The organism is Natrinema ejinorense, from assembly GCF_002494345.1.
GTDB lineage: Archaea > Halobacteriota > Halobacteria > Halobacteriales > Natrialbaceae > Natrinema > Natrinema longum.
Window position 1 is genome coordinate 3532484 of sequence record NZ_NXNI01000001.1, and the last position, 25989, is coordinate 3558472.

Annotated in this window: 23 protein-coding genes; 13 read left to right on the top strand and 10 right to left on the bottom strand. The window is 66.0% G+C overall.

Annotated features, from left to right (window positions below):
- Positions 1 to 14 precede the first annotated feature (14 nt).
- Entirely contained in the window at positions 15 to 788 is a 774-nt protein-coding gene (locus CP557_RS17375) for an IclR family transcriptional regulator (protein WP_097381065.1), read from the bottom strand.
- Between the two features lie 194 nt (positions 789 to 982).
- Here CP557_RS17375 and CP557_RS17380 point away from each other — a divergent pair, with 194 nt between their 5' ends.
- Positions 983 to 2179: an acyl-CoA dehydrogenase family protein gene (locus CP557_RS17380; RefSeq protein WP_097381066.1), complete on the top strand. Its 1197-nt coding sequence runs from the start codon at positions 983 to 985 to the stop codon at positions 2177 to 2179.
- 9 nt (positions 2180 to 2188) lie between these two features.
- A complete protein-coding gene (locus CP557_RS17385; RefSeq protein ID WP_097381067.1) occupies positions 2189 to 3187 on the top strand; it encodes an MBL fold metallo-hydrolase in 999 nt (332 codons plus the stop codon).
- Here CP557_RS17385 and CP557_RS17390 read toward each other — a convergent pair.
- From CP557_RS17390 to CP557_RS17400, 3 genes are all read right to left on the bottom strand, one after another.
- Complete coding sequence (locus CP557_RS17390; RefSeq protein ID WP_097381068.1) at positions 3160 to 4149, bottom strand: TIGR03617 family F420-dependent LLM class oxidoreductase; 990 nt, start codon at positions 4147 to 4149, stop codon at positions 3160 to 3162. The genes CP557_RS17385 and CP557_RS17390 overlap by 28 nt on opposite strands.
- A gap of 79 nt (positions 4150 to 4228) precedes the next feature.
- Positions 4229 to 5167 (bottom strand): D-2-hydroxyacid dehydrogenase, encoded by a 939-nt coding sequence (locus CP557_RS17395; protein WP_097381069.1) that lies wholly within the window; start codon positions 5165 to 5167, stop codon positions 4229 to 4231.
- Positions 5168 to 5170: 3 nt separating this feature from the next.
- Positions 5171 to 6745, bottom strand: coding sequence for a class I adenylate-forming enzyme family protein (locus CP557_RS17400; protein ID WP_097381070.1), 1575 nt, complete (start codon positions 6743 to 6745; stop codon positions 5171 to 5173).
- Between the two features lie 328 nt (positions 6746 to 7073).
- Here CP557_RS17400 and CP557_RS17405 point away from each other — a divergent pair, with 328 nt between their 5' ends.
- Both CP557_RS17405 and CP557_RS17410 read left to right on the top strand, forming a co-directional pair.
- Entirely contained in the window at positions 7074 to 8222 is a 1149-nt protein-coding gene (locus tag CP557_RS17405) for an acetyl-CoA acetyltransferase (protein WP_097381071.1), read from the top strand.
- Complete coding sequence (locus CP557_RS17410) at positions 8219 to 8644, top strand: Zn-ribbon domain-containing OB-fold protein (RefSeq protein WP_097381072.1); 426 nt, start codon at positions 8219 to 8221, stop codon at positions 8642 to 8644. The genes CP557_RS17405 and CP557_RS17410 overlap by 4 nt, the downstream gene beginning before the upstream one ends.
- Before the next feature lie 28 nt (positions 8645 to 8672).
- Here the strand turns inward: CP557_RS17410 and CP557_RS17415 are convergent, their stop codons facing one another.
- Positions 8673 to 9698 carry an FAS1-like dehydratase domain-containing protein gene (locus CP557_RS17415; RefSeq protein ID WP_097381073.1) on the bottom strand — a complete coding sequence of 342 codons (1026 nt, stop codon included), beginning with the start codon at positions 9696 to 9698 and terminating at the stop codon, positions 8673 to 8675.
- Positions 9699 to 10165: 467 nt separating this feature from the next.
- Here CP557_RS17415 and CP557_RS17420 point away from each other — a divergent pair, with 467 nt between their 5' ends.
- The 8 genes from CP557_RS17420 (at position 10166) to CP557_RS17455 (ending at position 20443) form a co-directional block, all read left to right on the top strand.
- Positions 10166 to 10939, top strand: a complete 774-nt coding sequence (locus tag CP557_RS17420) for an SDR family NAD(P)-dependent oxidoreductase (RefSeq protein WP_097381074.1) — start codon at positions 10166 to 10168, stop codon at positions 10937 to 10939.
- Positions 10940 to 11070: 131 nt separating this feature from the next.
- Positions 11071 to 12690 carry a class I adenylate-forming enzyme family protein gene (locus CP557_RS17425; protein ID WP_097381075.1) on the top strand — a complete coding sequence of 540 codons (1620 nt, stop codon included), beginning with the start codon at positions 11071 to 11073 and terminating at the stop codon, positions 12688 to 12690.
- 42 nt (positions 12691 to 12732) lie between these two features.
- Complete coding sequence (locus CP557_RS17430; RefSeq protein WP_097381076.1) at positions 12733 to 14031, top strand: MFS transporter; 1299 nt, start codon at positions 12733 to 12735, stop codon at positions 14029 to 14031.
- Positions 14032 to 14217: 186 nt separating this feature from the next.
- Positions 14218 to 15756 carry a molybdopterin-dependent oxidoreductase gene (locus CP557_RS17435; protein ID WP_097381077.1) on the top strand — a complete coding sequence of 513 codons (1539 nt, stop codon included), beginning with the start codon at positions 14218 to 14220 and terminating at the stop codon, positions 15754 to 15756.
- Positions 15757 to 16027: 271 nt separating this feature from the next.
- Complete coding sequence (locus tag CP557_RS17440; protein WP_097381078.1) at positions 16028 to 17377, top strand: ABC transporter substrate-binding protein; 1350 nt, start codon at positions 16028 to 16030, stop codon at positions 17375 to 17377.
- Between the two features lie 112 nt (positions 17378 to 17489).
- The gene (locus CP557_RS17445; RefSeq protein ID WP_097381079.1) at positions 17490 to 18443 is read left to right on the top strand and encodes a carbohydrate ABC transporter permease; all 954 of its coding nucleotides are present in this window, start codon (positions 17490 to 17492) and stop codon (positions 18441 to 18443) included.
- A complete protein-coding gene (locus CP557_RS17450) occupies positions 18440 to 19312 on the top strand; it encodes a carbohydrate ABC transporter permease (protein ID WP_097381080.1) in 873 nt (290 codons plus the stop codon). Before CP557_RS17445 ends, CP557_RS17450 begins: the two co-directional genes overlap by 4 nt.
- 45 nt (positions 19313 to 19357) lie before the next feature.
- On the top strand, positions 19358 to 20443 hold the full coding sequence (locus CP557_RS17455; protein WP_097381081.1) for an ABC transporter ATP-binding protein: 1086 nt from the start codon (positions 19358 to 19360) through the stop codon (positions 20441 to 20443).
- A 27-nt stretch (positions 20444 to 20470) separates the two neighbouring features.
- Here the strand turns inward: CP557_RS17455 and CP557_RS17460 are convergent, their stop codons facing one another.
- From CP557_RS17460 to CP557_RS17475, 4 genes are all read right to left on the bottom strand, one after another.
- Positions 20471 to 21046, bottom strand: a complete 576-nt coding sequence (locus CP557_RS17460) for an RDD family protein (RefSeq protein ID WP_097381082.1) — start codon at positions 21044 to 21046, stop codon at positions 20471 to 20473.
- Between the two features lie 85 nt (positions 21047 to 21131).
- Entirely contained in the window at positions 21132 to 21413 is a 282-nt protein-coding gene (locus CP557_RS17465; RefSeq protein ID WP_097381083.1) for a hypothetical protein, read from the bottom strand.
- A 125-nt stretch (positions 21414 to 21538) separates the two neighbouring features.
- The gene (locus CP557_RS17470) at positions 21539 to 22789 is read right to left on the bottom strand and encodes an acyl-CoA dehydrogenase family protein (protein WP_097381700.1); all 1251 of its coding nucleotides are present in this window, start codon (positions 22787 to 22789) and stop codon (positions 21539 to 21541) included.
- Between the two features lie 138 nt (positions 22790 to 22927).
- Positions 22928 to 24076: a thiolase family protein gene (locus CP557_RS17475; RefSeq protein ID WP_097381084.1), complete on the bottom strand. Its 1149-nt coding sequence runs from the start codon at positions 24074 to 24076 to the stop codon at positions 22928 to 22930.
- 161 nt (positions 24077 to 24237) lie between these two features.
- On the opposite strand from CP557_RS17475, the gene CP557_RS17480 reads away from it, so the two are divergent.
- Entirely contained in the window at positions 24238 to 25023 is a 786-nt protein-coding gene (locus CP557_RS17480; RefSeq protein WP_097381085.1) for an SDR family NAD(P)-dependent oxidoreductase, read from the top strand.
- On the opposite strand, the gene CP557_RS17485 is transcribed toward CP557_RS17480, so the two are convergent.
- Positions 25013 to 25750, bottom strand: a complete 738-nt coding sequence (locus tag CP557_RS17485) for a YqjF family protein (RefSeq protein WP_097381086.1) — start codon at positions 25748 to 25750, stop codon at positions 25013 to 25015. The two genes, CP557_RS17480 and CP557_RS17485, sit on opposite strands and share 11 nt — an antisense overlap.
- Positions 25751 to 25989: the final 239 nt, after the last annotated feature.

The window sequence follows — 25989 nt, forward strand, 5'->3', positions numbered from 1 at the left end:
TTCTGGTTGAACGACTACGAGAACATCATGTTCACTTCGATCGTGTTCGCCGTCGACAGCAACCGGGTACGGAGATCGTTTTGCTCCCACTCGTTCTCGAGTCGATGATGGGGTCCGGCGACGGTAACTGCTCCGTAGACGGTCCCGTCGTTGTCCAGGATCGGGGCCCCGGTGGCGCTGATCCCCGGCAGGAACTCCCCGCGGTTGTAGGCGACGCCCTCCTCGCGAATCGTCGCGAGTTCGTCGAAGAGGGCGTCCCGATCAGTGGTCGTCTCGTCCGTAAATGCGGGGAGTCCCCACTGGTCGATGATCTCGTCGACTCGCTTCTTGGGGAGGTGAGCGAGCATCGCTTTGCCGCCGGCGGAGATGTGAAGGTAGGTGTGCGTCCCGACGTCGATGTCGCTGGTAAACGAGCGGGTCCCTTCGCTGACGTTGATCACCGTTCCGAGCCCGTTCTGGTGTGTCGAACAGAGCACTCGTTCGCCGACTTGCTCCGACAGGTCGGCGATGGGTGCATCGGAGGCCGCGTACAGCGGTTCGGCGTGTTTGACGTGCTCGCCGAACGAAAGGAATCGAAGGCTCAGCCGGTATTCGTCGTCTTCCTGGACCACGTACCCTTTCGAACGGAGCGTCGTCAGGTGGGCGTGGACCGTCCCCTTCGCGAGTCCCGTTCGCTCGGTGAGTTCCGTGACGCCGGCCCCTTCGGCCTGCCACAGCGCTTCGAGGATGTCGAGGGTCTTCACCACTGCCTCGATCCGATTTTCGTCGCCCGTGCCTGTTGTTCCCATACACTATCTTCATCGAAACGAAATAAAACTGTTCCGCTCTACTGAACAGCGCCAGTCCTCGAAAAAACCGATCCGAATCGCGTCCGACCGTTTCCGTCGCTCCTGCCTCCGGTATCGGGCGATTGGCCGCTCATTCGACGATTGAAAACCTGTCACACGGTAACGCTTAAGTGGACCGTCATGTAAGACCGATTATGGACTTCAGCGAACCGTCCGAAGCCGTGCAGATCTCGAAGGCGCTGGACGATTTCATCGAGCAGGAAGTCGCTCCCCTCGAGAACGAGTACGATCAGTTCCTCGGTGCGGATTACGAGAAACACATCGTCGACGACGAGCACCGACAGGTCCCCGAGTACCGAAACATCGTCGAGAAGATCCGTAAGAAGTCGGTCGAGGCCGGTTTCTACGGCATGACGATGCCCGAGGAGGTCGGCGGCGGCGACGTCGACATCCTCACGCGGGCCATCGTGGGCGAGCACATGTCCAACCGGCCACCAGGATTCCACAGTGCGATCTTCGGCGGTGCCGGCGGCCCGACGCCCATCCTGCTCTCCTGTGACGAGCGCCAACGCGAGGAGTACCTCGAGCCGCTGATGGACGGCGAGATCACGACCTGCTTCGCGCTGACCGAGCCGGGCCACGGCAGCGACGCTCACCACATGGATACCCGCGCGGAGAAAGACGGCGACGAGTGGGTCATCAACGGGCAGAAGGTCTACATCACGAACGGCCCCTACGCTGACTTCGCGATGGTTTTCGCCCGGACGAGCGGCGATGACGGCGACCTCGAGGGGATTACGTGTTTCCTCGTCGACGACGACACCCCCGGGTTCGAGGTCGGCAAGATCCACCGGGCGATGGGAATGACCCCCGGAACGCACGCGGAACTCCACTTCGACGACTGCCGCGTCGGCGAGGACCAGGTGCTCGGCGAGGTCGACCAGGGGTTCCAGGCCGCGATGAGCTGGATCGGCGGCGGCCGGATCAACATCGCCGCCGGCGCGGTGGGGACGGCCCAGTTCCTGCTCGACCTGTCGGTGGACTACGCCCGCAACCGGGAGACGTTTGGGAAACCCATCGGCCACCGGCAAGGGGTCTCCTTCCAGCTGGCCGAACTCGCGACGGACATCGAGCAGGTCCGACAGCTCTACCGCTACGCCGCCTGGAAGATGGATCAGGGCGAACGAGCCCGCAAAGAGGAGTCGATGGCGAAGCTCCGGGGCGCGAAGCTCGCCAACGACGCGGCCGACGTCGCGATGCAGGTCCACGGCGGAGCCGGCTTCATGAAGGACCTGCCCATCGAGCGTAACTATCGTGCGGCTCGCGTGTTCCGCATCTTCGAGGGAACCGACGAGATCCAGAAACGGACGATCGCCCGGGAACTCATCTGATCGGCCACGATGGACGACCCGACGCAGCGAGACTCCGCCACCGCCCCCTCGCAGGTCTCGAGACTCGACTTCGATATCGAGTGGCCCCCGAAACACGCCGCGGCGTACCTGATCGAGGAGCCGGCCCCGATCCTGGTCGATACCGGCGATCCAGGGGACCGCGCCGAAGCGACGATCCGCGAGGGACTGGCCGCGACGGGGTACGAGCCGGACGACGTCGCGGCCGTCGTCGTCACCCACCCCCACAGTGACCACATCGGACAGGTCCCGCTCCTGCGCGAGGCCGGGGCTGGGGTGTACGCCTCCCGCCCGGTGCTCGAGCAACTCGAGCGCGACCCCGACGACCTCGCCGCGGGGGTTCGCGAGATCGCCCGCTCGACTGGCTACCACGGCGAGGCGATCGACCGCGCGGTCGAACACGCCCAGTCGTCCCTCGAGCGCAATCGCGGCCTGCTCGTACCCGAGGCGGCCGTTCCCTTCGAGTTCGGCGAGCCGTTTTCCGTCGCGGGCCGCGAGTTCGAGCCGATCCACACGCCGGGTCACCAGATCCACCACGCGAGCCTGGCGACGGAACTGAACGGCGAACGCGTGCTGTTCAGCGGCGACGCACTCATCGAGCCGTTTCGGCCCGGCGCGATCCACGTCGGCATCGATTACGGTGCCTACGACGCCGTCGAGGCGTTCCACCGCGCGATGGACCGGCTCGAGGGTCGGGACGTCGATCGCGTCTTCCCCGGCCACGGCCCGGTCTTCACCGATTATCAGGGCGTCATCGAGAGCACCCGCTCGGCACTCGAGACGCTCACGGGGGAGGTTTTCGAGGCGGTGACGGCCGCCGGTCCCGCATCGCCGACGGAGCTCACCCGCCACCGCGTCGGCGAGGCCCGCCACCCGGCGCAGTTGCTCGACACGCTGGGCGCGCTCGGCACGCTCGAGGAACGGGGCCGAGTCGAGTACGAGGCCCGCGACGGCGTTCGGTACTACTCGGTCAGGAAGGCGTCGCCGTGATCCAGCGGGAGGACGACCCGGTCCGCAATGCCGCCGTAGCGCTCCCGGGCCGCCGCGAGCAGTTCGTCGGGCTGCGCTTCGATCGCGAACGTCGCCACCATCTCGTCCGTGATCAGTTCGGCCATGTCCTCCCATCGCTGGTTCTTCGAGAGGTCGTGTAGCTCCTCGCCGACGTCCCGCCAGCCGTGATGGTCGAGGACGTCGTGGTAGGTTCGAGTACTGCCGTAGAAGGCGATGCGCCGACGAACCTCCTCCCGAGACCGCTCGCGCTCCTCCTCGGTTTCCCCCGTCACGACGAACGGGCTCGCCGAGAGCGAGACGTCCTCGAGCGACCGATCCCCGCGATCGGCTCCCTCCGCGACGGTCGGAGCGACGACGTCGTCGGTGTACTCGGGTGTATTGAACGGGTGCATCGCCAGTCCGTCACAGAGCTCGCCCGCAAGCCGGATGTTGTACTCGTTGACGCCCGCGATGTAGATCGGGATCTCGGGGTGGTCGATCGGTCCCGGATCGAACGTCTCGGTCATGAGCGAGAAGGAGTAGTGGTCGCCCTCGTAGTCGAGTTCGGCCTCCCCCTGAAAGACGTCGAAGATGTGTCGGAGCGACTCGACGACCTCGCGCAGCCGCGGCCCCGGCGACTCCCAGTCGACGCTGAATCGGCGCTCGTTGTGGCCTTTGACCTGCGTGCCGAGGCCGAGCACGAACCGGCCGTCAGTGTACCGCGCGAGGTCCCAGGCGGTGTAGGCGAGCGCCATGGGACTGCGAGTAAAGGCGAGCGCGATCCGCGTTCCCTGCCGTATCTCCTCGGTCCGGTCGGCAATGAGCGGATGCGGGAGGAACGCGTCGTTGTCCGTTTCGGGCGTCCAGACGCCGTCGAAGCCGAACTCCTCGGCACGCCCGGCGGCTCCACCGGTGTCGCCTGCCAATCCCGGTACCATCGCGTCAATGCGAAGGTCTGACATACACAGTGGTCGACGGGGGAACCCTTCAATCTATGGACGCGTTGTGGCTCGAGCGGCGAGCGACCCTCGAATCCCGGACTCAGACGACGCGGTTCTCGAGGGCCGCTCCCTCGCGAAACCGCTCGTAGTTCCGGAGGAAGACGTCGGCACACCGCTCCCAGTAGTGGGGCGTGCTCCCGGCCATGTGGGGCGTCACGAGCACGTCGTCGCGGTCCCACAGCCGCGAGTCGTCGGGCAGCGGCTCCGCCTCGAAAACGTCCAGCGCAGCGCCGCCGAGTTCGTCGGCCTCGAGCGCGTCGACCAGCGCGGGTTGATCGACGACCGCGCCCCGGGCGACGTTGACGAGGACCGCCTCGTCGCGCAGGGTCCCGAGGGCGTCGGCGTCGATCAGCCCCCGCGTCTCGTCGGTCAGCGGGCAGGCGAGGACGAGATAGTCGCTCTCGATCAGGACGGCCTCGAGGCCGTCGGGGCCGTAAATCTCGTCGACGGCGTCGGGCGAACTGGTCGGATCGCGTTTGGTCCCGATCACGCGGGCGTCGAAGGGCCGGCAGTAGTCGGCGACCTGCGAACCGATCGCGCCGACGCCGACGATTCCGATTGTCCGATCACCGAGTTCACCACCCGTATACCGTTGCCACTCCCGCCGTTGCTGTTGGGCGACGGCGCGATCGAACCGCCGCTCGAAGTACAGCAGATAGCCAAGAACCTGCTGGCCGATCGGTTTCGCGTGGATTCCCGAGACGGTCGTCAACGCGATGTTGCGGTCGGCCAGCGCGTCGTGATCGTAGGCGTCGGTACCCGCGCTGAGCGCCTGCACCCACTCGAGGTCGGCGGCCGCCGCGAGCGCGTCCTCGGGGAGTCGATGCGTGAGGAGCACCTCCGCGTCGGCGACGGCCTCGAGCAGGTCGTCCTCGCTCTCGACGTGCTCGAGGTCGATATCCGGCCGCCGCGTGCGGATCTCCTCGGTGACGATCGGGCCGCCGCCCGCGAGGACGTGGGGGGTGACGATGACGGTCACGGGCTACTCGGATGCTCCCTCGTCGCGTTCCTCGAGCTTGTACTTCTGGATCTTCCCCGACGTCGTCCGCGGGAGTTCGTCGATGAACTCGACCTCGCGGGGGTGCTTGTAGGAGGCGACGTTGTCGAGGAAGAAGTCTTTGATCTCCTCGCTCGTGACGTCGACGCCGGGTTCGACCCCCGGCTTGGTAACGACGTAGGCCTTCGGCACCTCGTTGCGGCGCTCGTCGGGGATTCCCACCACCGCGCCCTCGGCGACCGCCTCGTGCTCGGCCAGCAACTCCTCGAGTTCGCTGGGATAGATGTTGTAGCCGGCGGAGTTGATCATGTGCTTCTTCCGGTCGACGATCTCGTAGTAGTTGTCCGCGTCCCGGCGGGCGATGTCGCCGGTACGGAGGTACCCGTCCTCGGTAAAGGCACGCTCGGTCGCCTCGGGCATCCCGTGGTAGCATTTCATTACCTGCGGGCCGCGGACGAGGAGTTCGCCCTCCTCGCCGACGGCGACCGTCTCGCCGCTGCCGTCGACGATCTTGGCTTCGGTCATCCGGGTCGGCTGGCCGATCGTGCCGTGGCGCAGGCCGAACGTCGAGCCGCGCTGGGAGTGGGTCGCGCCGTTCGTCTCCGTCAACCCGTATCCCTCGGCCATTTCGACGCCGGCGACCTCCTCGAACTCCTCTTGGACGGCGACGGACATCTTCGCGCCGCCCTCGCCGGCCGACTCGAGGCTGGTGAGATCGTACTCGCCGAAGTCCTCGCTGTTGATCATGTCGACGTACATCGCGGTGACGCCGACGTAGTGGGTGATCCCCTCCTCGTCGATCAGCGCCATCGCCGCGTCGGCGTCCCAGTTGGCCGCACTCCGCAGGTAGACGCTCCCGCCCCGCACGAGCGGCTGCCAGGCGGTGTGGGTAAAGCCGGTGATGTGGTACAGCGGCAGCCAGACGAGGCTGCGGACGGCTTCGTCCTCGAGGGCGTGGTCCTGGGAGAGGATGGCGAACGTCTGGGCGCGGACGTTGCGGTGGGTGAGCTCGACTCCCTTCGGCTTACCCGTCGTCCCCGAGGTGTAGGGCAACAGCGCCACGTCGTCGTCGGCCCGCTCGACGAACGTCTCCTCGCCCCGGACGTCGGCGAAGGCGTGGAAATCGTCGGCGTCCGTCCCGACCGAGATGACGACCGGGTCCCAATCGATCTCGGCGAGTGCCTCCTCGAGGAACGGTTCGAGGGCCTCGTGTGTCAACACGACGGTCGCCTCGGTGTCCTCGAGCTGGTAGGTCAGCTCCCGCTTGCGGTACTGGGGATTGACCGGCGAGACGATCACGCCCGCTTTGAAGGCACCGAGCGCGCCGATCAGGTACGGCGGGCAGTTCGGCAGGTACTGGAGCAGTACGTCGCCGGGTTCGATCCCGAGGTCGGCCAGGCCGCCGGCGACCCGCGAACTCTCGGTCTGGAGTTCGTCGTGGGACAGCGTCTCCCCGTGATACTCGATCGCCCGTGCGTCGCCGTGGTGGCGCGCCGTCTCGTCGTGCAGTCGCGCGACGTTCCCTTCTCTCGCACTTTCGCTAACGCTTGCCAAATCCATGCGCCATGGTATCACGCAGTAATATAAAATAGTACCCCTGATGGGGAGAGGGCGTCGGAATCCGCAGTTCGGTCGGCTGGGACCGGCTCGTCGTCCAGACTCGAAGCGAGTTCTCGACTCCGTCTCCGCACGTGTCCATCGCCGCACGTGTACGGAACGCGCGTATGGCTCAGCAGTGTACTCGAGGCGCGGGTAACGCTCTCGATTCAGTAGCGGACGACATGGCCGGCCGCGAGACGGATGCTGTGATATACCCTACCACAACTTATTTGCGGTCGGTCGGGATATCGGGAGAGCATGGCACGATCCGAGAGGCGGAGGGACGCCTGTGACTGAACCGATCGTCGCGGGCGTCGCCGAAAGCGAACTCGGCGAAACGCCCGACCGGAACTGGCTCGATAACGCGGCGATCGCGACCGTTCGCGCGCTCGAGGACGCCGGCTGTACTCTCGACGAGGTCGACGGCGTCGCGGTCGCCGGCGGCGACGACTACATGCCGGCGCTGGTACTCGCGGAGTACCTCGACCTCGACGAGCCCTCGTTTCTCGAGGGGACCGAGATCGGCGGCTCGTCGTTCGAGCACTTCTGTGGCCACGTCGGCGACGCCATGGCCCGCGGCGAGGCCGATGTCGTAGTCGTCGCCTACGGCTCGACGCGCAAGACGGGCCCCGAGAGGGAGCAATCGCTCGCGGAGACCCACCCCATCGACGGCTTCGTCCGCCCGACGGGGCTCTTCAGGCCGCCCGGAGCCTACGCGATGGCCGCACGGCGACACATGCACGAGTACGGGACGACGGAGGAACAACTCGCCGAGATCGCCGTCTCGACCCGCGAGTGGGCGTCGATGAACCCCAAAGCGGCCCATCAAGAGTCGATTACGGTCGCGGACGTCCTCGAGTCCCGACGGATCGCCGAGCCGTTCACCCTGCTGGACTGCTGTCTCGTCTCGGACGGCGGCGGCGCGGTCGTGCTCGTGAGCGAGGAGCGGGCCCGCGAACTCGACGTCCCGGAGATCGCCGTCGCCGGCGTCGCCTCGACGAGCACTCACCGGCAGGACGTAAGCGAGATGCCCGACATGACGACCACCGGCGCTGCGGTCACGGGACCGAAGGCCTTCGAGCAAGCGGGGATTACCCACGACGACGTCGACGTCGCCGAGATATACGACTCCTTTACGTACACCGCGCTGGTCACCCTCGAGGATCTGGGCTTCTGCGAAAAGGGCGAGGGCGGTGCGTTCGTCGAAGGCGGCACCACCGCTCCCGGCGGCGAGCTTCCGATGAACACGCAGGGGGGCGGGCTTTCCTACTGTCACCCCGGTCACTTCGGCGTCTTCGTCCTCGTCGAGGCCGTCCGGCAGCTCCGTGGCGAGTACACGGGCGACCGGCAGGTCGACGACGCCGAGATCGCGGTTGCCCACGGCACCGGTGGACTGTTGTCCTCGAGTAGCACGGTCGTCCTCCGGAGGGAATCATGAGCGGCCGCGTCGAGGACCGCCGCGACGAATGGGAGGGGCCAGTCCCCGTCCCGACCGGTGCGACGGTCCCGTTCTGGGAAGCGACGCTCGAGGGGGAACTCCTGTATCAGGAGTGTGACTGTGGCAACCGCCAGCTGTACCCGCGGGCGGTCTGTACCGCCTGTGGGGCCGAAGACCCGCCGTTCGCGGCAAGCGAGGGCGTCGGCACGGTCTACACCTACACCGTCTGCCACGTGCCTGGCGAGCCGGGGTTCGCCGATCGGACGCCCTACGTCGTCGGCGCGATCGATCTCGCCGAGGGGCCGCGACTGCTCGCCGTGATCGACGCCGATCCCGAGCGCCTCGAGATCGGTGCGCCGGTCGCGGTCACCTTCTGGCGAGTCTCCGAGGACGCCGCGATTCCAGTGTTCGTCCCGGGGTAAAACGTTCGGCGCGCGTCTTTTCCCAGTCTTACTCGAGGTCGGCCGTCGCCGTTCCGGTCAGCAGCGTCTCGCCGTCGGTCGTCCGCGCCTCGAGTGCCGTCTCGACGGTTCCCGAATCGCGATCGACCTCGACGACCTCGCCGGTGGCGACGACGGTGTCGCCGGGGAACACGCGCGACTGGAATCGGAGGCCGAAACTCGTGACGTCGGCGAGGTCGAACCAGTCCGTGACGACCCGCGAGGTGATTCCGGCGGTGAACATGCCCTGGCCGAAGACGCTCTCGTTGCCCGCCGCCGTCGCGTAGGGCTCGTCGTAGTGGATCGGGTTGAAGTCGCCGCTGGCACCCGCGTACTTGACGAAGTGTTGGCGCTCGAGATCCTCGACGACGACCGTCGGCCCGGCGTCGCCGACCGCGAGGTCGTCGACCGTGCGGACCCGCTCGAACTCGGCGGTCGTGTCCGACGGCGCTGCCGGCTCCGTTCGGGCGGCTCCGCCGTTCGTCTCGGCCGTTTCGGGGCCATCGGCCGGTTCGCCCGCCTCGCCGTCGCCGTTCCCATCGCCGTCGTCGACCGCACCCTGCGTTTCGATCGCGGTCGACCGATCGGTGAGGACGAGGTCGCCGTCTCGCGTCCGGTACTCGGTCTCGAGGACGGCGAAGGTCATCGTCCCCGCGCGGCCGCCCTCGCGCTGGAAGACGTCCGCGAGGGTGGTCGTCCCCTCGAGGACGTCGCCGACGTAGACCGGTCGCTCGTACTCGTGGGCCTGCTCGCCGTGGAGGACGTACTCCGGCTGGAAGCCGAGGTCGAAGCCCTTGCCGTCGACGTCGGCGGGGGTGTACCGCGGGAACCGGGCGACCTGCGTGTAGGTCAGCGGTGCGGGGGTCCGGTCGTGGCCCCGCTCGGCCGCTGTCGTCTCGTCGCGGAAAACCGGGTCGTCGGACGTGATCGCCCGTGCGAACTCCTCGACCTTGCCGGGTTCGATGCGAAACGCCTCGGCGGTGACCCGGGAGTCGCCGACCATCGCCTCGAGTTCCTCGAGGGACTTATTCGGCATCGTGGCCCTCCGTGGCTTCTGGGGCGGTCGCGGGCTGGTCGGTCGTCGCGTCGCGTCGCACCTCGGTGCGGTATCCGCGTTTCATTGGCGACATGGTTTGCGGACGACTGACATAACAGTACCCTTCTCGGATGCGAGTCGCGTGAGACCGTTCGGTCGATCTGGATTCACCGGCTGAAGTTGTCCTCCCAACGGTGATGAGTGTCCTGTTATCGTGGCAACACTGAACGGCCACGCCCTCCCCAACCGATTCGTTCGCTCCTTTCAGTCGCTCACTCATCCCTCGCGCAATGTCGGCCCGCGTCTCACTCGTCGTTCGCCGCGGGCCAGCGCGCGCCACCGCGTGCCGACCGGTCGAATCGCTTATACCGGCGGTCGATGAACCCGTAGACGCTCATGGCAGAGAGTATCACACTCGGCTCGAGCGAACGGTCAGTAGAACGGACGCGCGTCGCGGAGGCTCACCGATGACGACGGCACAGTTCAGCGTCGACGGGGAAACTGCGATCGTCACCGGCTCCTCGAGCGGCATCGGGAAGACGATCGTCGAGCGGTTCGCCGACGACGGCGCGAACGTCGTCGTCACGTCTCGAGAACTCGAGAACGTCGAGCCGGTCGCCGACGCGATCAACGAGAGCGATCGGCCGGGCGAGGCGATCGCGATCGAGTGCGACGTGACGGATCGGGAGGCCGTCCAGCGGCTCGTCGACGAGACCGTCGCGGAGTTCGGCGCGCTCGACGTGTTGATCAACAACGCGGGGGCGAGCTTTCAGGCTCCGCCGGCCGAGATCAGCGAGAACGGCTGGAAGACGATCGTCGACATCAACCTCCACGGCACGTTCCACTGTTCCCAGATCGCCGGCGAGTACATGCGCGAGCACGGCGGCGGCCGGATCGTCAACTTCGCCAGCGTCGCGGGCACCCGCGGCTCGCGGTCGATGAGTCACTACGGGGCCGCCAAGGCCGGCGTCGTCAACTTCACGACCTCCGTCGCGGCCGACTGGGCAGAAGACGACATCTGGGTCAACTGCATCGCGCCCGGCCTCGTCGCGACCGAGGGTGTCCGGACCCAGATGGGCGTCGACGACGATGCGGACGAAATCGCCCGAACGACCCCGGACCGCACCATCGGCAGCCCCGAGGAGGTCGCCGACCTCGCGCAGTTCCTCGCCAGTCCCGCCTCCTCGTACATGGTCGGCGAGACGGTTACGATCAAAGGACGGCCGCGCCTCGAGGAGTAACGCGGCGGACGCTCACCTCGCGTATATCGCCGTGGGGATCGCCCTTCGAGTTAGGAACAGGTGTCTCGAAACATGTTGTCTGTTACCAGTACCCGCATATTTTTCAGGTCGAACGACATACCACGGACAGTATGGAGCTCGATATCGTCCCTGCGGAGACGCTCCTCGAGCCGCCCTACGACGGGAACGTCGCCAACTTGCTCGACAGAGCGATTACGGAATCCCCTGACACGATCGCGATCGAACACGCCGGCGAGACGATCACCTACCGCGAGTTCGGCGATCGCGTTGCCCGAGTTGCGAACGGGCTCCGAGAACTCGGCCTCGAGGCCGGCGACCGGGTGGGCGTCTACATGCCGAACGGCATTCCCTTCTGTACCGTCATCTGGGCCTGCTGTCACGCCGGCGTCATCGCGAGTCCGCTGAACCCCGAGTACCGCCGTCGCGAGATCGAATACCAGCTCGACCACGCCGACGCGGAGGTGGTGCTGATCGAGGGCGCGGCGCCACGCGCCGCGGGAGATGCGAGCGGGTATCGCCCGCGAGCCGACACCTACGTCGTCGAGGCCGTCGCGGACCTCGAGACGGAGATCGTCAGCGCGACGCCGGGCAGCGACCACCCGTCACTGCCGGAACTCGGCGACGACGCGAACGCGGCGATCGCCGACCGCGAGGACGACGACGTCCTCCTCCAGCCCTACACCTCGGGGACCACGGGCGAGCCCAAGGGCGTCCTGTTGACCCACCGCAATTTCCGGGTCCAGATCGCACAGGGCGTCTCGAGTTACAGCGCCAGCCCGATCGACGGCGACGGGATCATCGTCCTGCCGATGTACCACATCACCGGGTTGCTCGGGATGATGGCGTCGCTGTGTGCCGGTCGGACGCTGCACCTGCTCCGACCCGATCAGTGGGACCCGGAACGGGTCCTCCGCACGCTCGACGAGCACGACGTGCCGTCGTTTACCGGCGTCGCCGCGATGTTCGTCGATCTGCTCGAGGCCTACGATCCGGACGAGTACGACCTGTCGACGCTGGTTCGGGCGGGACAGGGGGGAGACAAGCTCCCGGCACCGACCCAGGAGCGATTCGAGGAGCTCTTCGACGTCCCGCTTTCGGAGGGCTACGGGCTGACCGAAACGACCGCGACGACCCATACGATCCGGTGGTCGTCGCTCGGAAAGCGCCCCGGAAGCGTCGGCCAGCCGGTCGGACACACGCGGTCGAAGATCGTCGACGAGGACGGTACCGAGGTCGGACCCGGCGAGGAGGGCGAAATCCTCGTTCAGGGACCGCAGGTGATGAAGGGCTATTACGAGAACCCCGCAGCGAACGACGAGGTATTCACGGCGGAGGGGTGGTTCCGCACGGGCGACATCGGGACGCGGGACGCGGACAACTACTACTACGTCAAGGGGCGCGAGAAGGAGATGATCCTGACCGCGGGGTACAACGTCTATCCGCGGGAAATCGAGAACGTGCTCTACGAGCACTCTGCCGTCCACGAGGCGGCGGTTTTCGGGGTTCCCGACGACCGACGGGGCGAGACCGTCGCCGCCGCGATCACGCCGAAAGCGGGCGCGGACCTGACCGCCGACGACGTCGAGGCGTACGTCCTCGACGAACTCGCACCCTACAAACACCCGCGGATCGTCGAGATCCGGCCCGACCTCCCGAAGACGGGGAGCGGAAAGATCCGCAAGACGACGCTACGGGACGAATTCCTCGAGGAGCACGGAACCGAATCGTGAGCCACTTGTACGCGAGCGCTCGAATCGGTAGCTACTGCCTGAATGTCTGAACAGTCCCCCTATTCGACGGCCGAGATCAGGACGATCGCCCTCGCAGTCATCGCCGGCGTCTTCTTCGGCGGGGTGGCGACGGGGGTGGCCTTCCCGACGCTCCCGCTGCTCGACGAGAAACTCGTGATCAGCGCGGTCATGCTGAGCGTGATCCTCTCGGCCAATCGGATCGCGCGACTGTTCATGAACACGCCGGCCGGGACGATCATCGACCAGGTCGGCGCGCGGAAACCGATGATCTTCGGGCTGTTCACGCAGGCGCTGGCTCCGTTCGGTTACATCGTCGGCCTCCACACGCCGCCGACCGAGCTCGGAACGGTCCCGTTGCTCGGCGACGTGTCGCTTCCGGGGGTCGTCTTCGTCCTGGCACGGCTGTTCTGGGGCGTCGGGAGCGCGTTCGTCTTTCTCGGGGCGTTCGCGACGATCACGTACGTGACGACCTCCGACAACCGCGGCCGGTGGGTCGGCTACATGCGCGGCGGACAGTCGCTGGGCTTCCCGACCGGGCTCGTCGTCGGGGGCGTGCTGACCGACCTCGCCAGCATGCAGACGGCGTTTCTCGCCGCCGGCGTGCTCGCGCTGATCGCCGGCGCCGTCGCGACGCTCGTCCTGCCGGACGTCCACGCCGGCGCGGAGGGTCGAGGCGCGAAGCTCCGGGAGGTCCCATCGCTGCTCGCCGGCAACCCGACCGTCGTCCTGATCGGGTACGGGAACTTCACCCTTCGATTCCTCTGGGGCGGGATCATCCTCTCGACGCTCGCCCGCTACGCCAGCGACGCCGGCCTCGAGCTCTCGGCGCTCGGCGCGGCGGGCATCAGCGGGATCGTGATGGGGCTGGGCGTGCTCACGTCGGGATCGATGACCATGGTCACCGGCCGGGTGTCGGACATGGTCAGCGATCGGACGCTGCTGACGGTGCCCGCGTTTCTGGCGATGGGCACGGGCTTTCTGATCATCGCCTACGTCCCGACGATCGAGGCGCTGCTCGGAGCGATCGTCCTCGTCGGTGGCGGGATGGGCGCGGCCGCACCGGCGCTGCTCGCGATCATGGGCGATCTCACTCCCGGCGACGAACTCGGCCGGATGGGCGGCGTCTACCAGGTGATGGGTGACGTCGGACTCAGTCTCGGACCGCTGATCGCGATCCCCGCCGTCGACCTCTGGTTTGGCTACCAGTTGACGTACGTGCTCTGTGCCGCGCTCGTCTTGAGCTGCCTGACGATCGTCTCGCTCCCGCTGTTGCGAAATCCCGACGTCTCGAGGGCGGGAGCGAAAGCGGACGAAGGGTAGCGATCGACGCCTCGTCCGTCCCGCTGCTCGTACGGTCTGCCGTCGGTTCCCGGCGCACTCGCACGGCTGGGCGGGTGCTCGGCACTGCCCGACAGGAGTCCGTCTCACGGCCGGTCCATCTCACATCCCACGGGCCAGCGGCGTTTGGGGAAGCTTTCATAGCTGCCGAGGCGATATTGGTATACAATGTCTCCCACACGGAGAACGGCCGCTCGCGTGCGTCCGTGGCTTCCCCCGGTCGCCGTGGCACTCGCGGCGGGACTCGCCGCCGTGGGGGGCTCGTACCTGGCCGTCGGCCGACGGCCGGCGTTCGTCGGGACGCCGATCGACCGATTCGTCGTCACAGCCAGCCCCGAAGTACTCGTGTCGTTCGCGATCACCGAACTCGGAACGCTCGGCCACCAGTTGGCCTTCCTGACGGCCATCGCACTGACGTGCGTCTGTTTCGGACTGGCGGCGCTGCCCGGCGTCTTGCTCCTTTGGGGTCGCGGCCCCGTCCCCGGCGTGCTGGCCCGCCGAGGCGGCGGGGCCGTCACCGGCGTGATCGTCGGGGCGGCGCTGCCGGGTGCTGTCGCGTTCGGACTGACGGGGTCGCCAGCGTCGAGCGCCGCCACCGCCGCCGGAGCCGGACTCGTCTCGCTGGTGACGGTTGCGGTGGCCGCGCTCGCCGCCGACGGGGACGCCGCCCTCGGCTCTCTCGGTCGGCGGCGCGTCCTCGGGGCCGTCGGATCGGCGGTCGGCCTGGGTGTGCTCGGCGTCTTCGTTCGCGGAACCGGGGAGGAGTCGGCCCCGTCGAGTCTCGAGGTCCCCGCGGACGCCCGGCCCGAAATCCGTGAGCTGCTCACGCGGGCCAAAGCGCAGTCCCTCGCCGTCGAGGGACTCGAGCCGCTGGTCAGCACGGACTTCTACGAAGTCGACATCGCCAACGTCGATCCCGCCGTCGACCGCGAGGAGTGGGCGCTCTCGATTACGGGGGCCGTCGAAGCGGAGGCGGAGTACGAGTTCGCGGAGATCGAGGCCATGGCCCTCGAGGACCGGTTCGTCACGTTACGCTGTGTCGGCGACCAACTCAACGGCCGGCAGATGGATACGGCCCTCTGGAGCGGTGTACCCGTCGAGGCGCTCCTCGAGGAGGCAAATCCCCGTGGGACTCGAGTTATCCTGCACGGCGCGGACGGCTACTACAACGAGTTCCCGCTTGAGGCGCTGCGGCCGGGGCTGTTGGCCTACCGCATGAACGGCCGACCGCTGCCGCGGGCACACGGCGCGCCGGTGCGCGCGCTCGTTCCGGGCCACTGGGGCGAGATCAACGTGAAGTGGCTGACCGAGATCGAGGTCCGCGACGAGGAGACCACGGGCTACTGGGAGCACCGGGGCTGGCACGGCACGGGCCCGGTCGAGACGGTCGCCAAGCTCTGGCAGGTCAACCGCCTCGGCGGCGGGCGTCTCGAGGTCGCCGGTCACGCCTACGCCGGTACCAGGGGTATCGACGCCGTCGAGGTCTCGACCGACGGCGGCGATACCTGGGTCGAGGCCGAACTGTCCGACTCCCTTCCGGGCGAGGACGTCTGGCGGCAGTGGCGACACGAGTACGGAGCGGCCGGGAGACACGAGGTGATCGTCCGGGCTCGAGACGGGAACGGCGACCTCCAAATCCCCGAGAAGGATGGGCCGAAGCCCGACGGTGCTACCGGCTGGGTTTCGGAAACTGTCGGGCCGCAGTGAGCGCCGGGACATCCGTGGGGTGATCCCTGTATCGGACTCGTCCGTTCTGTTACGGTCGAGCGTTTCTCACTGGTGATTCCCATTCGGAAAACCGGAACAGCGTCCCTCACCGATGAAAAAAACGGCGAGATCTATATGGAAAAAACATGAACGTTTATATGGGAATATGGGGATGTTAGCAATGGACAAGAGTCCTTGACAACAGATGACACGGGACACTATCGACAGGCGTCGGGTGCTTACAGGTGCTGGTGTCGGAATCGCTTCAGCGATGGCAGGCTGCTTGGGTGGTGGTGGCGACGGCGGCGACGGTGAAGTCCACTTCATCACGGACTACTACAACGACTCGTGGGAGGCCCTCTGGGGAGACCTCGAGTCACAGTTCGAAGACGAGACCGACATCCAGATGAACATCGAGGAAGGCGGAATGTCGGGCACGCAGGAAGGGCGTCTCGCCCAGCTGATCCAGTCGGGGAACCCGCCGGACGCGAACACCTCCACGTTCGATCAGGTGGCCGACATCTGGGCGACCGACCAGCTCGAGCCGGTCGACGACGTGGTCTCGTCGATCGAGGAGGTCAACGGGGAACTGTCGACCGGTGGGGCGTTCCTCGGAGGCGACACCATTTACCAGATCCCTCACGGCGTGTACATCTCCAACTTCCAGTACCGAGCGGACATCTACGACGACCTCGGTCTGGAGGAACCGGAGACGTTTCAGGACATCCTCGACAACGCCAGAGCAATCGACGAGTCGGACGAACACGACGCGCGCGGATACGGGTTGGCCGGAATGCCGACCGGGAAGAGTCAGGACGAGTTCCAGGTCCTTCTGGCAAGCGCGGGGCTCTCCGGGCTCGGGGTCCGCTGGAGCGATCCCGAGGCGCGTGATGAACTCGAGGTGTACTTCCCCGAAGAGGAAGTGACGATGGTATTGCAGTTCATGAAGGACCTTTCCCAGTACTCGCCCGATCCGACAAGCATCGGCTGGGCCGAGTCGCTCGGCGGGTGGGTTCAGGGCCAGTACGCCCAGTGCTACCACCTCAACGCCTGGCCGGTCGGCGTCACCGCGCAAACGGCCGAGGCGCAGGATAGCGACGCCCTTCGGGGGCTGGCCGAGGCGACGCAGATCATGGCCTATCCGACCTGGGAAGGGATCGACAAGGACGAGAACTGGCTGTCGGCTCCGGCCCCGGACGGCTACCACATCTTCGCGAACGCCGAGAACACGTCGGACGCCAAGGAGTGGTTCGAGTGGGTCTACGCCGACAGCATGGAGCAGACGGTGAGCTTCTACGCGGCGGATCCGGGCCGGTTCCTGCCGAGCTACACCGACGTACTGAGCTCCGATGCGTTCCAGAACCAGGACATCATGCAGGCCCATCCGCACCTGCTCGAGAAGCTCCAGTACGTTCAGGACGAGATCTGGGCCAACCACTACGGGAGCGTCGACGAGGCCAACATCTCCTCGCCCGAGGCGCTGTACATGCAACGCCAGTGGTTCTACGGAGAGATGGTCAACCGGGTGGTCACCAACTCCAACACCGTCCAGGAGGCTTACGAGTGGGGCCGCGGCAAGCTCGAGGAGGCTCTCGCGGACGCCAAGGAACAGTTCGGATAGTGGTCCCGGGCGAGCTGACGCTTCGTAGGGCAGTTGGCTGCGTTCGGTGTGGGACGAATCGGGTACGAATGACCGTGAGATTAACATACATGGCTGTGGAGAACCCCTAGATATGGCCGGTGAAACTGGTGAACGGATTCAACCTCGCAGGGAATTCATTCCGTGGGACGACTTGCCCGTGGAGCGGGAGACCGTCGTCGGGATCGGGACCGTGCTTCCCGTCGTCGTACTGTATCTACTCATCGCGGTGCTCCCGATCGCCTTCGCGTTCTGGGCATCGTTACACAACATTCATACGCTCAACCCGGTGTGGGAGTGGGCCGGCGTCGCGAACTACACCGAGGTCCTGAACATTTCCACGTTCTGGGGCTCGCTGTGGCGTGGTATCGTCTACATGGTCGGTAGCACGCTCATTCAGCTCTCCGTCGGCCTCTGGATGGCGCTCGTACTCAACCGCGTCACCCGCGGCCAGAAGCTTCTGACCGCGGTGGTCTTTACGGCCTACCTGATTCCGACGATCATCGTCTCGCTGATCGCGCTTCGGGTGTTCGATCCGCAGGGAGGCGTGTTCCAGATGATCGGCACCGAGTGGCTCAGTCTGTGGGGCGCGCGGGAAGCCCCGTTAGGATCGCAGACGTGGGCGATGCCGCTTCTGATCCTCGTCGGCAGCTGGAAGTTCTCCGTCTTCATTACGATCTTCACCCTCGCGCAGCTGCGGGCGATTCCAAATCGGTTCTACGAAGCGGCGAAGATCTGTGGCGCGAACCGGTGGCAGATGTTCCGTGACATCACGTTCCCGCGAATCACGGGGATCATCCTGGTCGTCGTCCTGCTCCGGTCGATCTTCATGTTCAACAAGTTCGACATCATCTGGCAGCTCACGCGGGGCGGCCCCGGTAACGCGACGACTACGCTCCCCGTGCTGGCCTACAAGACCGTCTACACCGATCAGGCGTACGGACTCGCCAACGCGATCTCCGTCGTTATGTTCCTCTTCCTGTTCGTGGCGGCGGTCGCCTACTTCAAACTCTTCAATCCGAGCGACGAGGTGGAAACGACCACATGAGTCAGAGCGAACCACCGGGAGGCATCTTCGGCCTCTCGTACGACGGCGAGACTAGCATCTTCGAAACACTGAAACTCGTCAGCACCGCGATGATCGTCCTCGTCGGTGTCTGGCCGATCTACTGGATCACCCAGCTCGCGTTCACCGATTACAACACCGTCGAAGACGCCGTCACCTACTTCCCCACACCCGACATCTTCTCGCTGGGCAACTTCGTCGTCCTGACCCAGCCGAGGATGTACACCTACATCTTCAATACGGTCGTGGTGGCCATCGGCACCATCGTCACGGTCGTCATCGTCTCGCTGGTCGCCGGGTACGGTCTCGCGCGCCTCGAGTTCCCACAGAAGGAGAACTTCGCGCGGATCCTCCTGATCGGCTACCTCTTCAGTCCGATCGTCATCGGCATCCCGCTCTACCAGATCTGGCGGAGCATCGGGCTACTCGGTACCCGCATCGGGCTCATCATCGCTCTGTCGGCCATCTCGATGCCCTTCGCGGTGTGGCTGATGTGGAAGTACATCATGACGATCCCGGAGGCCCACGAGGAGGCGGCGTGGGTCGACGGCGCCTCGCGGTGGCGGGGCTTTCGCGACGTCGTCGTTCCCCAGTGTCGACCGGCGATCATCGCTGCGGCCCTGTTCGCCTTCGCACTCGCCTGGAACGACTTCACGTTCGCGCAGATCCTCCTGCCCCAGACCGACACCACGACGTTCGCTCCCGGTATCCTCCGGGCGATGGGGCAGACCCAGTTCCTGCCGGACGCCTACCTGATGGCGATCTCGCTCGCCATGACGCTGCCACCGCTGCTGTTCGCCTACTTCATGCAGAGCTACCTGCTGAAGGGGTTCCAGGTCAGAGCCCTCTAGTGCGGGCACCACATTTACAACCAATACCACGAGACATACTAACATATGCCAGACATCGAAATTCAGAACCTGACGAAAGTGTACGAAGAATCGGGTGATCGAATCGTCGCAGTGGACGACGTCGACCTGACCATCGAGGACGGCGAATTCGTGACGCTGGTCGGTCCCTCCGGGTGTGGGAAGACCACGACGTTGCGCTGTGTCGCAGGGCTGAACAAGCCGACCAGCGGCACGATCAGGTTCGGTGATCGGGACGTGACGGACAAGCCGGTCCAGGAGCGCAACATCGCGTTGCTCTTCCAGGACATCGCGCTGTACCCGCACATGAGCGTACAAGAGAACATGGCCTACGGTCTCAAGATCACGGGTTTCTCGCGGGAAGAGCGCATGGCTCGCGTCCGGGAGGCCGCGGAGTTGCTCCAGATCACCGACCAACTCGAGAAGATGCCCGCGGATCTCTCGGGCGGCCAACAACAGCGCGTCGCGCTCGGCCGGTCGCTCGTGCGCGATCCGGAAGTCTTCCTGTTCGACGAACCCATGTCGGACCTGGACGCCAAGCTCAAGGCCGAGTTGCGGCCGGTCGTCGAGAAGGTGACCGACGAGATCGGCTGCCCGACGCTGTACGTAACCCACGATCAGGAAGAGGCGATGACGATGTCCGACCGCGTTGCGGTCATCAACGACGGCCGACTCGAGCAGGTCGCCCCGCCGAAGGAGGTCTACGACGAACCGAGTTCGCAGTTCGTCAGCCAGTTCATCGGCCAGCCGTCGACCCAGTTCTTCGATGGCACCGTCAGGGCCGTCAACGGGACCGCAGAACTGGTCGTCGGCAACTACGAGTACGACCTCGCCCGCGAGGGTCTCGAAGGATGGACCGGCGACGACGTCCGCGTCGGGCTGCGCCCGCAGTACATCGCCGTCAGCGACGACCCTGAGACCGGCATTCCAGCGACGCACCTGCTGGACGAGCCCTTGGGCGATGCGACGCACAGCTTCTTCGAGACGGAGTTCGGCGAGATCGTCGTCGTCACCGATCCCGACTTCGAGGGCGGCGGCGAGGAGTACGGGCTCGTCTTCCAGTCCGAGTCCATCCAGCTATTCGACGCCGACTCGGGCGTTCGGATCGCCTGAGGCGGTCGCCGTGTCGCCTCGGAGCGGTCAGTTCTCTCGTGTTTCGTCCGCTCGAGCGGCTGCACTCGTATCAACGTCCGCTGAGGCCGCCGCGTCGCCATCCGTCGGTGCCGTCGACTGAACGACGACCGTCCCGGCCGCGTGGTCGCCGATGCGACGGCCGTCGGTCACCAGCGCCGCCACGAGGCCGATCACGACCGGCGGGACGCCGAGCAGATCGACGTATCGAAGGAGGTTCCGCACGGCACTGGCGCGGTAGGTACACGGGCGGCCGTCCGCCATGACGACCAACAGGCCGCGGTTGACTTTCCCCGGCGTTCGGCCGTAGCGCCACTCGAGAACGAACGAGTAACTGGCGTAAATCGGCGCGAGGACGACCAGCGACAGGAGGATCGCGTACCCGCCGAGGGCCTCGTACGGCCCGCTAAACACCACGCTGAAACCGTAGATCAACGGGAGTTCGATCAAAACGTAGCAGACGAACAGGTCGATCGCCGCCGCACCGCCGCGGGCGAGCAGTACGTCGAGGTCGTCCGCGGTCTCCAGTACCGGCGCCGGTTGCCGCTGGGTCGGCAGGAACCCGTCCAGTTTCCAGTCGATCACGGTGCCGTCGCCCCGCCGTTCATGAGGGAATCATTCGGCAGAGTGTACAAAATACCTGCCCCTCGATCGGCGCCGGGCGTCGTGGTCACTCCATGCTGACGTCCGTACGGAGCGTCGCGAGGAAGTAGATCAACAGGAGGAGGGTGATCCCGGCGAACACCTGTGTGTCGATCGATAGGTATCCGTCCACGCGGAACAGCAAGACGCTGGTAACGGCTAGCACGAGAATAGCGCTGGCGGTTCGCCACCGTTCTCGAACCTTCTCGACGGTTACCGCTATCGGGGACTTCTCCACCGCGTCCGACGCCTCGCGAATGTTTTCCAGGCCGCCGCCTTCCGACCCTCGGCTAGTCGTATCGCTGCTCATATGTAACGGTTGTTCCCGCGTAGGCGTAAATAGCTACGGGTGCCGGGAACCGAGCAGCGAGGCCGCCCGAAACCGACCGTCCCGCACACGAAATACGAAACGGACGCCTCGCGCCCGCCCTCGGACTACTCGTCTAAGGCGTCGATGCGAAGGTCCTCGTCGAACCGGAGCGCGTCCTCGACTTCGGTTTCGTCGACGTCGTCGAACGCCCAGCGCGCGATCGACCGGCGGTGGACCTCGTCGGCCCCGTCGACGATCCGGAACGCGCGCACGTTCTCGTAGAAGTGAGCCAGCGGCAGGTCCTTCCCGATGCCGTTACCGCCACAACACTGGACTGCGAGGTCGATGGCGTCGTTGGTGATGTTCGCGGTGTACATCTTCGCCATCGCGACCTCGATTCGGGCGTCGCCGCGATCGAGTTCGCGGGCCGCGTGCCGGACCATCGTTCGGGCCGCGTGCAGGCGCGTCTCGGCGTCGGCGATGCGGTGGCGCAGCGCCTGTTTGTCCTCGAGGGCCGAGCCGAACCCCTCGCGCTCGCTGAGGTAGGCTTTCGCGATCTCGAGGGAGCGTTGGGCCATCCCGGAGTAGCGCATACAGTGGGTCAGCCGGCCGCCGCCGAGTCGCATCTGGGCGATCTGGAACCCCTGTCCTTCTTCGCCGATGGTGTTCTCGACGGGGACGCGGACGTTGTCGTACTTGACCTCCGCGTGGCCGCCCGCCCGTTCGACGGGGCCGTGGTCGCCCATGTGGTCGATGTTTCGCACGACGTTGACGCCGTCCGCCTCCCGCGGGACGAGGATGATCGAGGTCCCCTCGTAGGGGTGGGCGTCCAGATCGGTTCGGGCCATCACCAGGTAGAAGTCGGCGTCCAGCCCGTCGGAGGTCCACCACTTGTGGCCGTTGATGACCCACTCGTCGCCGTCCTTGACGGCCGTGGTCTGGAGCATCTTCGGATCGGAGCCGCCGCCCTGCATCGGCTCGGTCATCGAGAACGCCGAGGAGATCTCGCCCTGGACGAGCGGGCGCAGCCACTCCTCTTTCTGTTCGTCGGTGCCGACCATCTCCAGCGTGTGCATGTTCCCTTCCTGGGGCGCGTTCGCGCGGATCGACAGCGCGCCGATGAGGGAGCGCCCGACCTGTTCGAAGGACGGCAGCATATCGCTGAAGTCCAGTCCCTGACCGCCGTACTCCTCGGGGACCTGCGGCGCGAACAGGTCGCGATCCTTGGCCTGCTCCCAGAGGTCCTCGATCTCGTCGTTCGAGATCTGCTCGCCCGTCCTGAGCGCTTCCCGTTCCCGCGGGATCACGACCTCGTCCATAAACGCCTCTACGCGGCCCGCAACGTCCTTCGCTTTCTCGGAGTCGTGGTACTCCATATCATCCATGACAGGATACAGCATTGTAAAGCTATAGGTAACGGATCGCATACATTGGCAACCGACAGGGGCGGCTAGCGCTATCAACTCGAGACCGCGTCGGTCTCCGTCGCTCCCCGAATCGCGTCCGAACCCGCCTCAAACTCGCTCGAGGATCGTCGCGACGCCCTGCCCGAAGCCGATACACATCGTCGACAAGGCGGTGTCCTGGCCGGTACGCTCGAGTTCGTGGACCAACTTCGTCAGGAGCATCGCCCCGGTCGCGCCCAGCGGGTGGCCGTGGGCGATCGCGCCGCCGTTGACGTTGACGTCCTCCCAGGACGCGCCGGTCTCCTCGAGCCAGGCCCCGACGACCGCGGCGAACGCCTCGTTGACCTCGAAGAGGTCGATGTCGCCGACGGTCATGTCGGCCTTCTCGAGGACGTTTTCGGTCGCCGGGATCGGGCCTTTCAACATCGTAATCGGGTCGACGCCGACGACCTCGGTCTGGCGGATCCGGGCCATCGGCTCCCAGCCGTGTTTTTCGGCCGCTTCTTCGCTCGCGATCAGCAGCGCACAGGAGCCGTCGACGATTCCCGACGAGTTGCCGGGGTGGTGGAACCCGTTGCCCGCCTCGCGGAACGACAGCGGCAGTTCGGAGAGCGTCTCCACGTCGGTGCCGGGACGGGGGTGTTCGTCCTGCTCGACGACGACTTTCTCGCCGTCGAGTTCGGTCTCGACCGGCGTGATCTGGTCGGCGTAGCGGCCCTCGTCCCAGGCCTCCTTCCAGCGGCGCTGGGAGTCGACGGCGATCTCGTCGAGTTCGGTGCGTGTGAGGCCGTACTCCTCGGCGATCCGTTCGGCCCCTTCGCCCTGCGTCGTCAGCTCGTCGAAGTACTCGAAGTACGTGTCGGTCGGTTTGTCGCCGTCCGATCCCATCGGCACGCGGGTCATGTGCTCGACGCCGCCCGCGATGAGCACGTCGTGCTGGCCGGCCATGACGTTCGCGGCGGCGAAGTTGGCCGCCTGCTGGCCCGAGCCGCACATTCGGTTGAGCTGGACGCCCGGAACGATATCGCCCCAGCCGGCGACCATCGGTGCGAGTCGCCCGATGTTCAGTCCCTGTTCGTCGACCGGCGTGACACAGCCGTAGATGACGTCTTCGATCGTCTCCGGCTCGAACCCGTTGCGCTCGCGCAAGGCCTCGAGGGGCTCTGCGGCCAGATCCTGTGGGTGCGTGTCCCTGAACGAGCCGTCGCGTTTCCCGAAGGGCGTCCGGACGGCATCGACGATGACTGCGGAGTTCATGACGTGTCTTTGAGTATTTCTCCATTCCTCATAGATGTTGTGCATGTATTCGTGATCGTCCGTACTGGACTCTTTCCGCCGCTATCGGGGTCTTCCTCCGCCGTGGACCCTGCTATCAGTCCACAATAATTAAGTCAAATAACGAAGTAGTCAATCGAGCAATGGACCTTGGCATTCAGGACAGGACCGCGGTCGTCACTGGCGGTGCGGGACGGATCGGAAGCGCCGACTGCCGGCTCCTCGCCGGGGAGGGCGCGAACGTCGTCGTCCTCGACGTCGATGCCGACGGCGCGGCGGAGACCGCCGCGGAAATCAACGCGACGGCCGATAGCGGCGAGGCGATGGCCCTCGAGTGTGACCTCACGGACCGCGAGGACGTCGCCGACTCGATGGCCGAGGTTCGGGACGCCTTCGGCGGCGTGGACATCCTCGTCAACAACGCGGCGATGGTCGATGCCCGCTCGCGCATCGGCGACTACGACGACGGGATCTGGGACCGGGACATCGAGATCAATCTGACCGGCACCTACAACATCAGCACGGAACTGTTCCCGCGGATGTGCGAACGCGGCTGGGGACGGATCGTCAACATGTCTTCGATGGCCGGCTGGTACGGCGGTTTCGGCCAACTCTCCTATTCGGCGACGAAAGCCGCTATGATCGGCGTCGGTCGGACGATGGCCCTCGAGGGTGCCCAGTCGGGTGTCACGTCGAATATCATCGCGCCGAACATCGTCGTCGGGGACTGGGCGGACATGAACCCCGACGAACTCCGGGAGAACGTCGACGAGTACTTCGCTCGCATCGCCGAGGCCACCCCGATGCGTCACCTCGGCACGGAGGAAGACGTGGCCAACATGGTCACCTACCTCTGCTCGGAGCAGGCGTCCTACGTCACCGGGCAGGTTATCGGTGTCACGGGTGGGATCGACCTCTTTAGCTTTTGAGGGGCGCGCAGGGACTCGAGTCAGCCAGCCGTGTCTCACTCACGGTTGCGCTCCGTGCGGCGACCACGTCGAGACCCGGGCTGTAGTAGTAGACGGGGTCGGGGTCCGGCTCCGCGAAGCCGTGTGCCGCCAACAGCGTGTTCGTCTCGATCTCGGCGGCGGCCGGGTACAGCGTCCAGGGGTCGTGGTCGACGTCCGTGTATCGGATCGATCCGTCCTGGGCCTGCGTGTAGAACCGATAGCGCTCGACGAGGAAGTTCCCGAACGGATCGTCGGGTGCCGAGAACGGCTCCCCGGTCGGCCAGTACGTTCCCTCGTAGTGAACGGGCCGTGCGCCCGGATGGCGACGGCGACTGCTGAATCGGACCCGACCGTCCGCCCACTCCAGCGAGATACGCGCGTAGTAGTACGGCAGGTGGTGGAAAACGCGGGCTCCGAGAACGCTCGCGATACCCTGTGCGTCGAGGCTAAAGAAGTAGACGCTGGGGACGCCGTCGCGAGTGACGTACGTTCTGAGGTTGAGTTCGGGCAGCCGGATGCCCAGCGGTTCGGGAAGCCCCTTCGGCCGGACGGCGACGTTGGTGAACGGGACGACCGAGAGCCACGCCGAGCCGTCGTACACGTCGGGGTCCAGTCCGTCGGGAAGGTGGGCGTCCATCACGGCCGGGTCGACCGGCCAGTTCTCGAACAAGAGATGCCGCCACCCCATTTCCAGCGGGACAACCATAGAAACACTTCGGAATCCGTACAAAAACGCTTTCCGGTCGGATTCCGGTGCGATGCGTCTCGTGGAGACCGACCTCCCGGTGAACACTCGTGTACTCCCGTCCTCAGTCCTGTTGCAGAACCGCCCGTTCGGGGCGGAGAACGCGGTGGGCGCTTCGAGAGGGGGTCCGATAGCCCTAACTCGTACGGTTTGCTGTCCCGATGTCCCGGTGGGACCACAGGGCGGTCCCGGTCCCACCG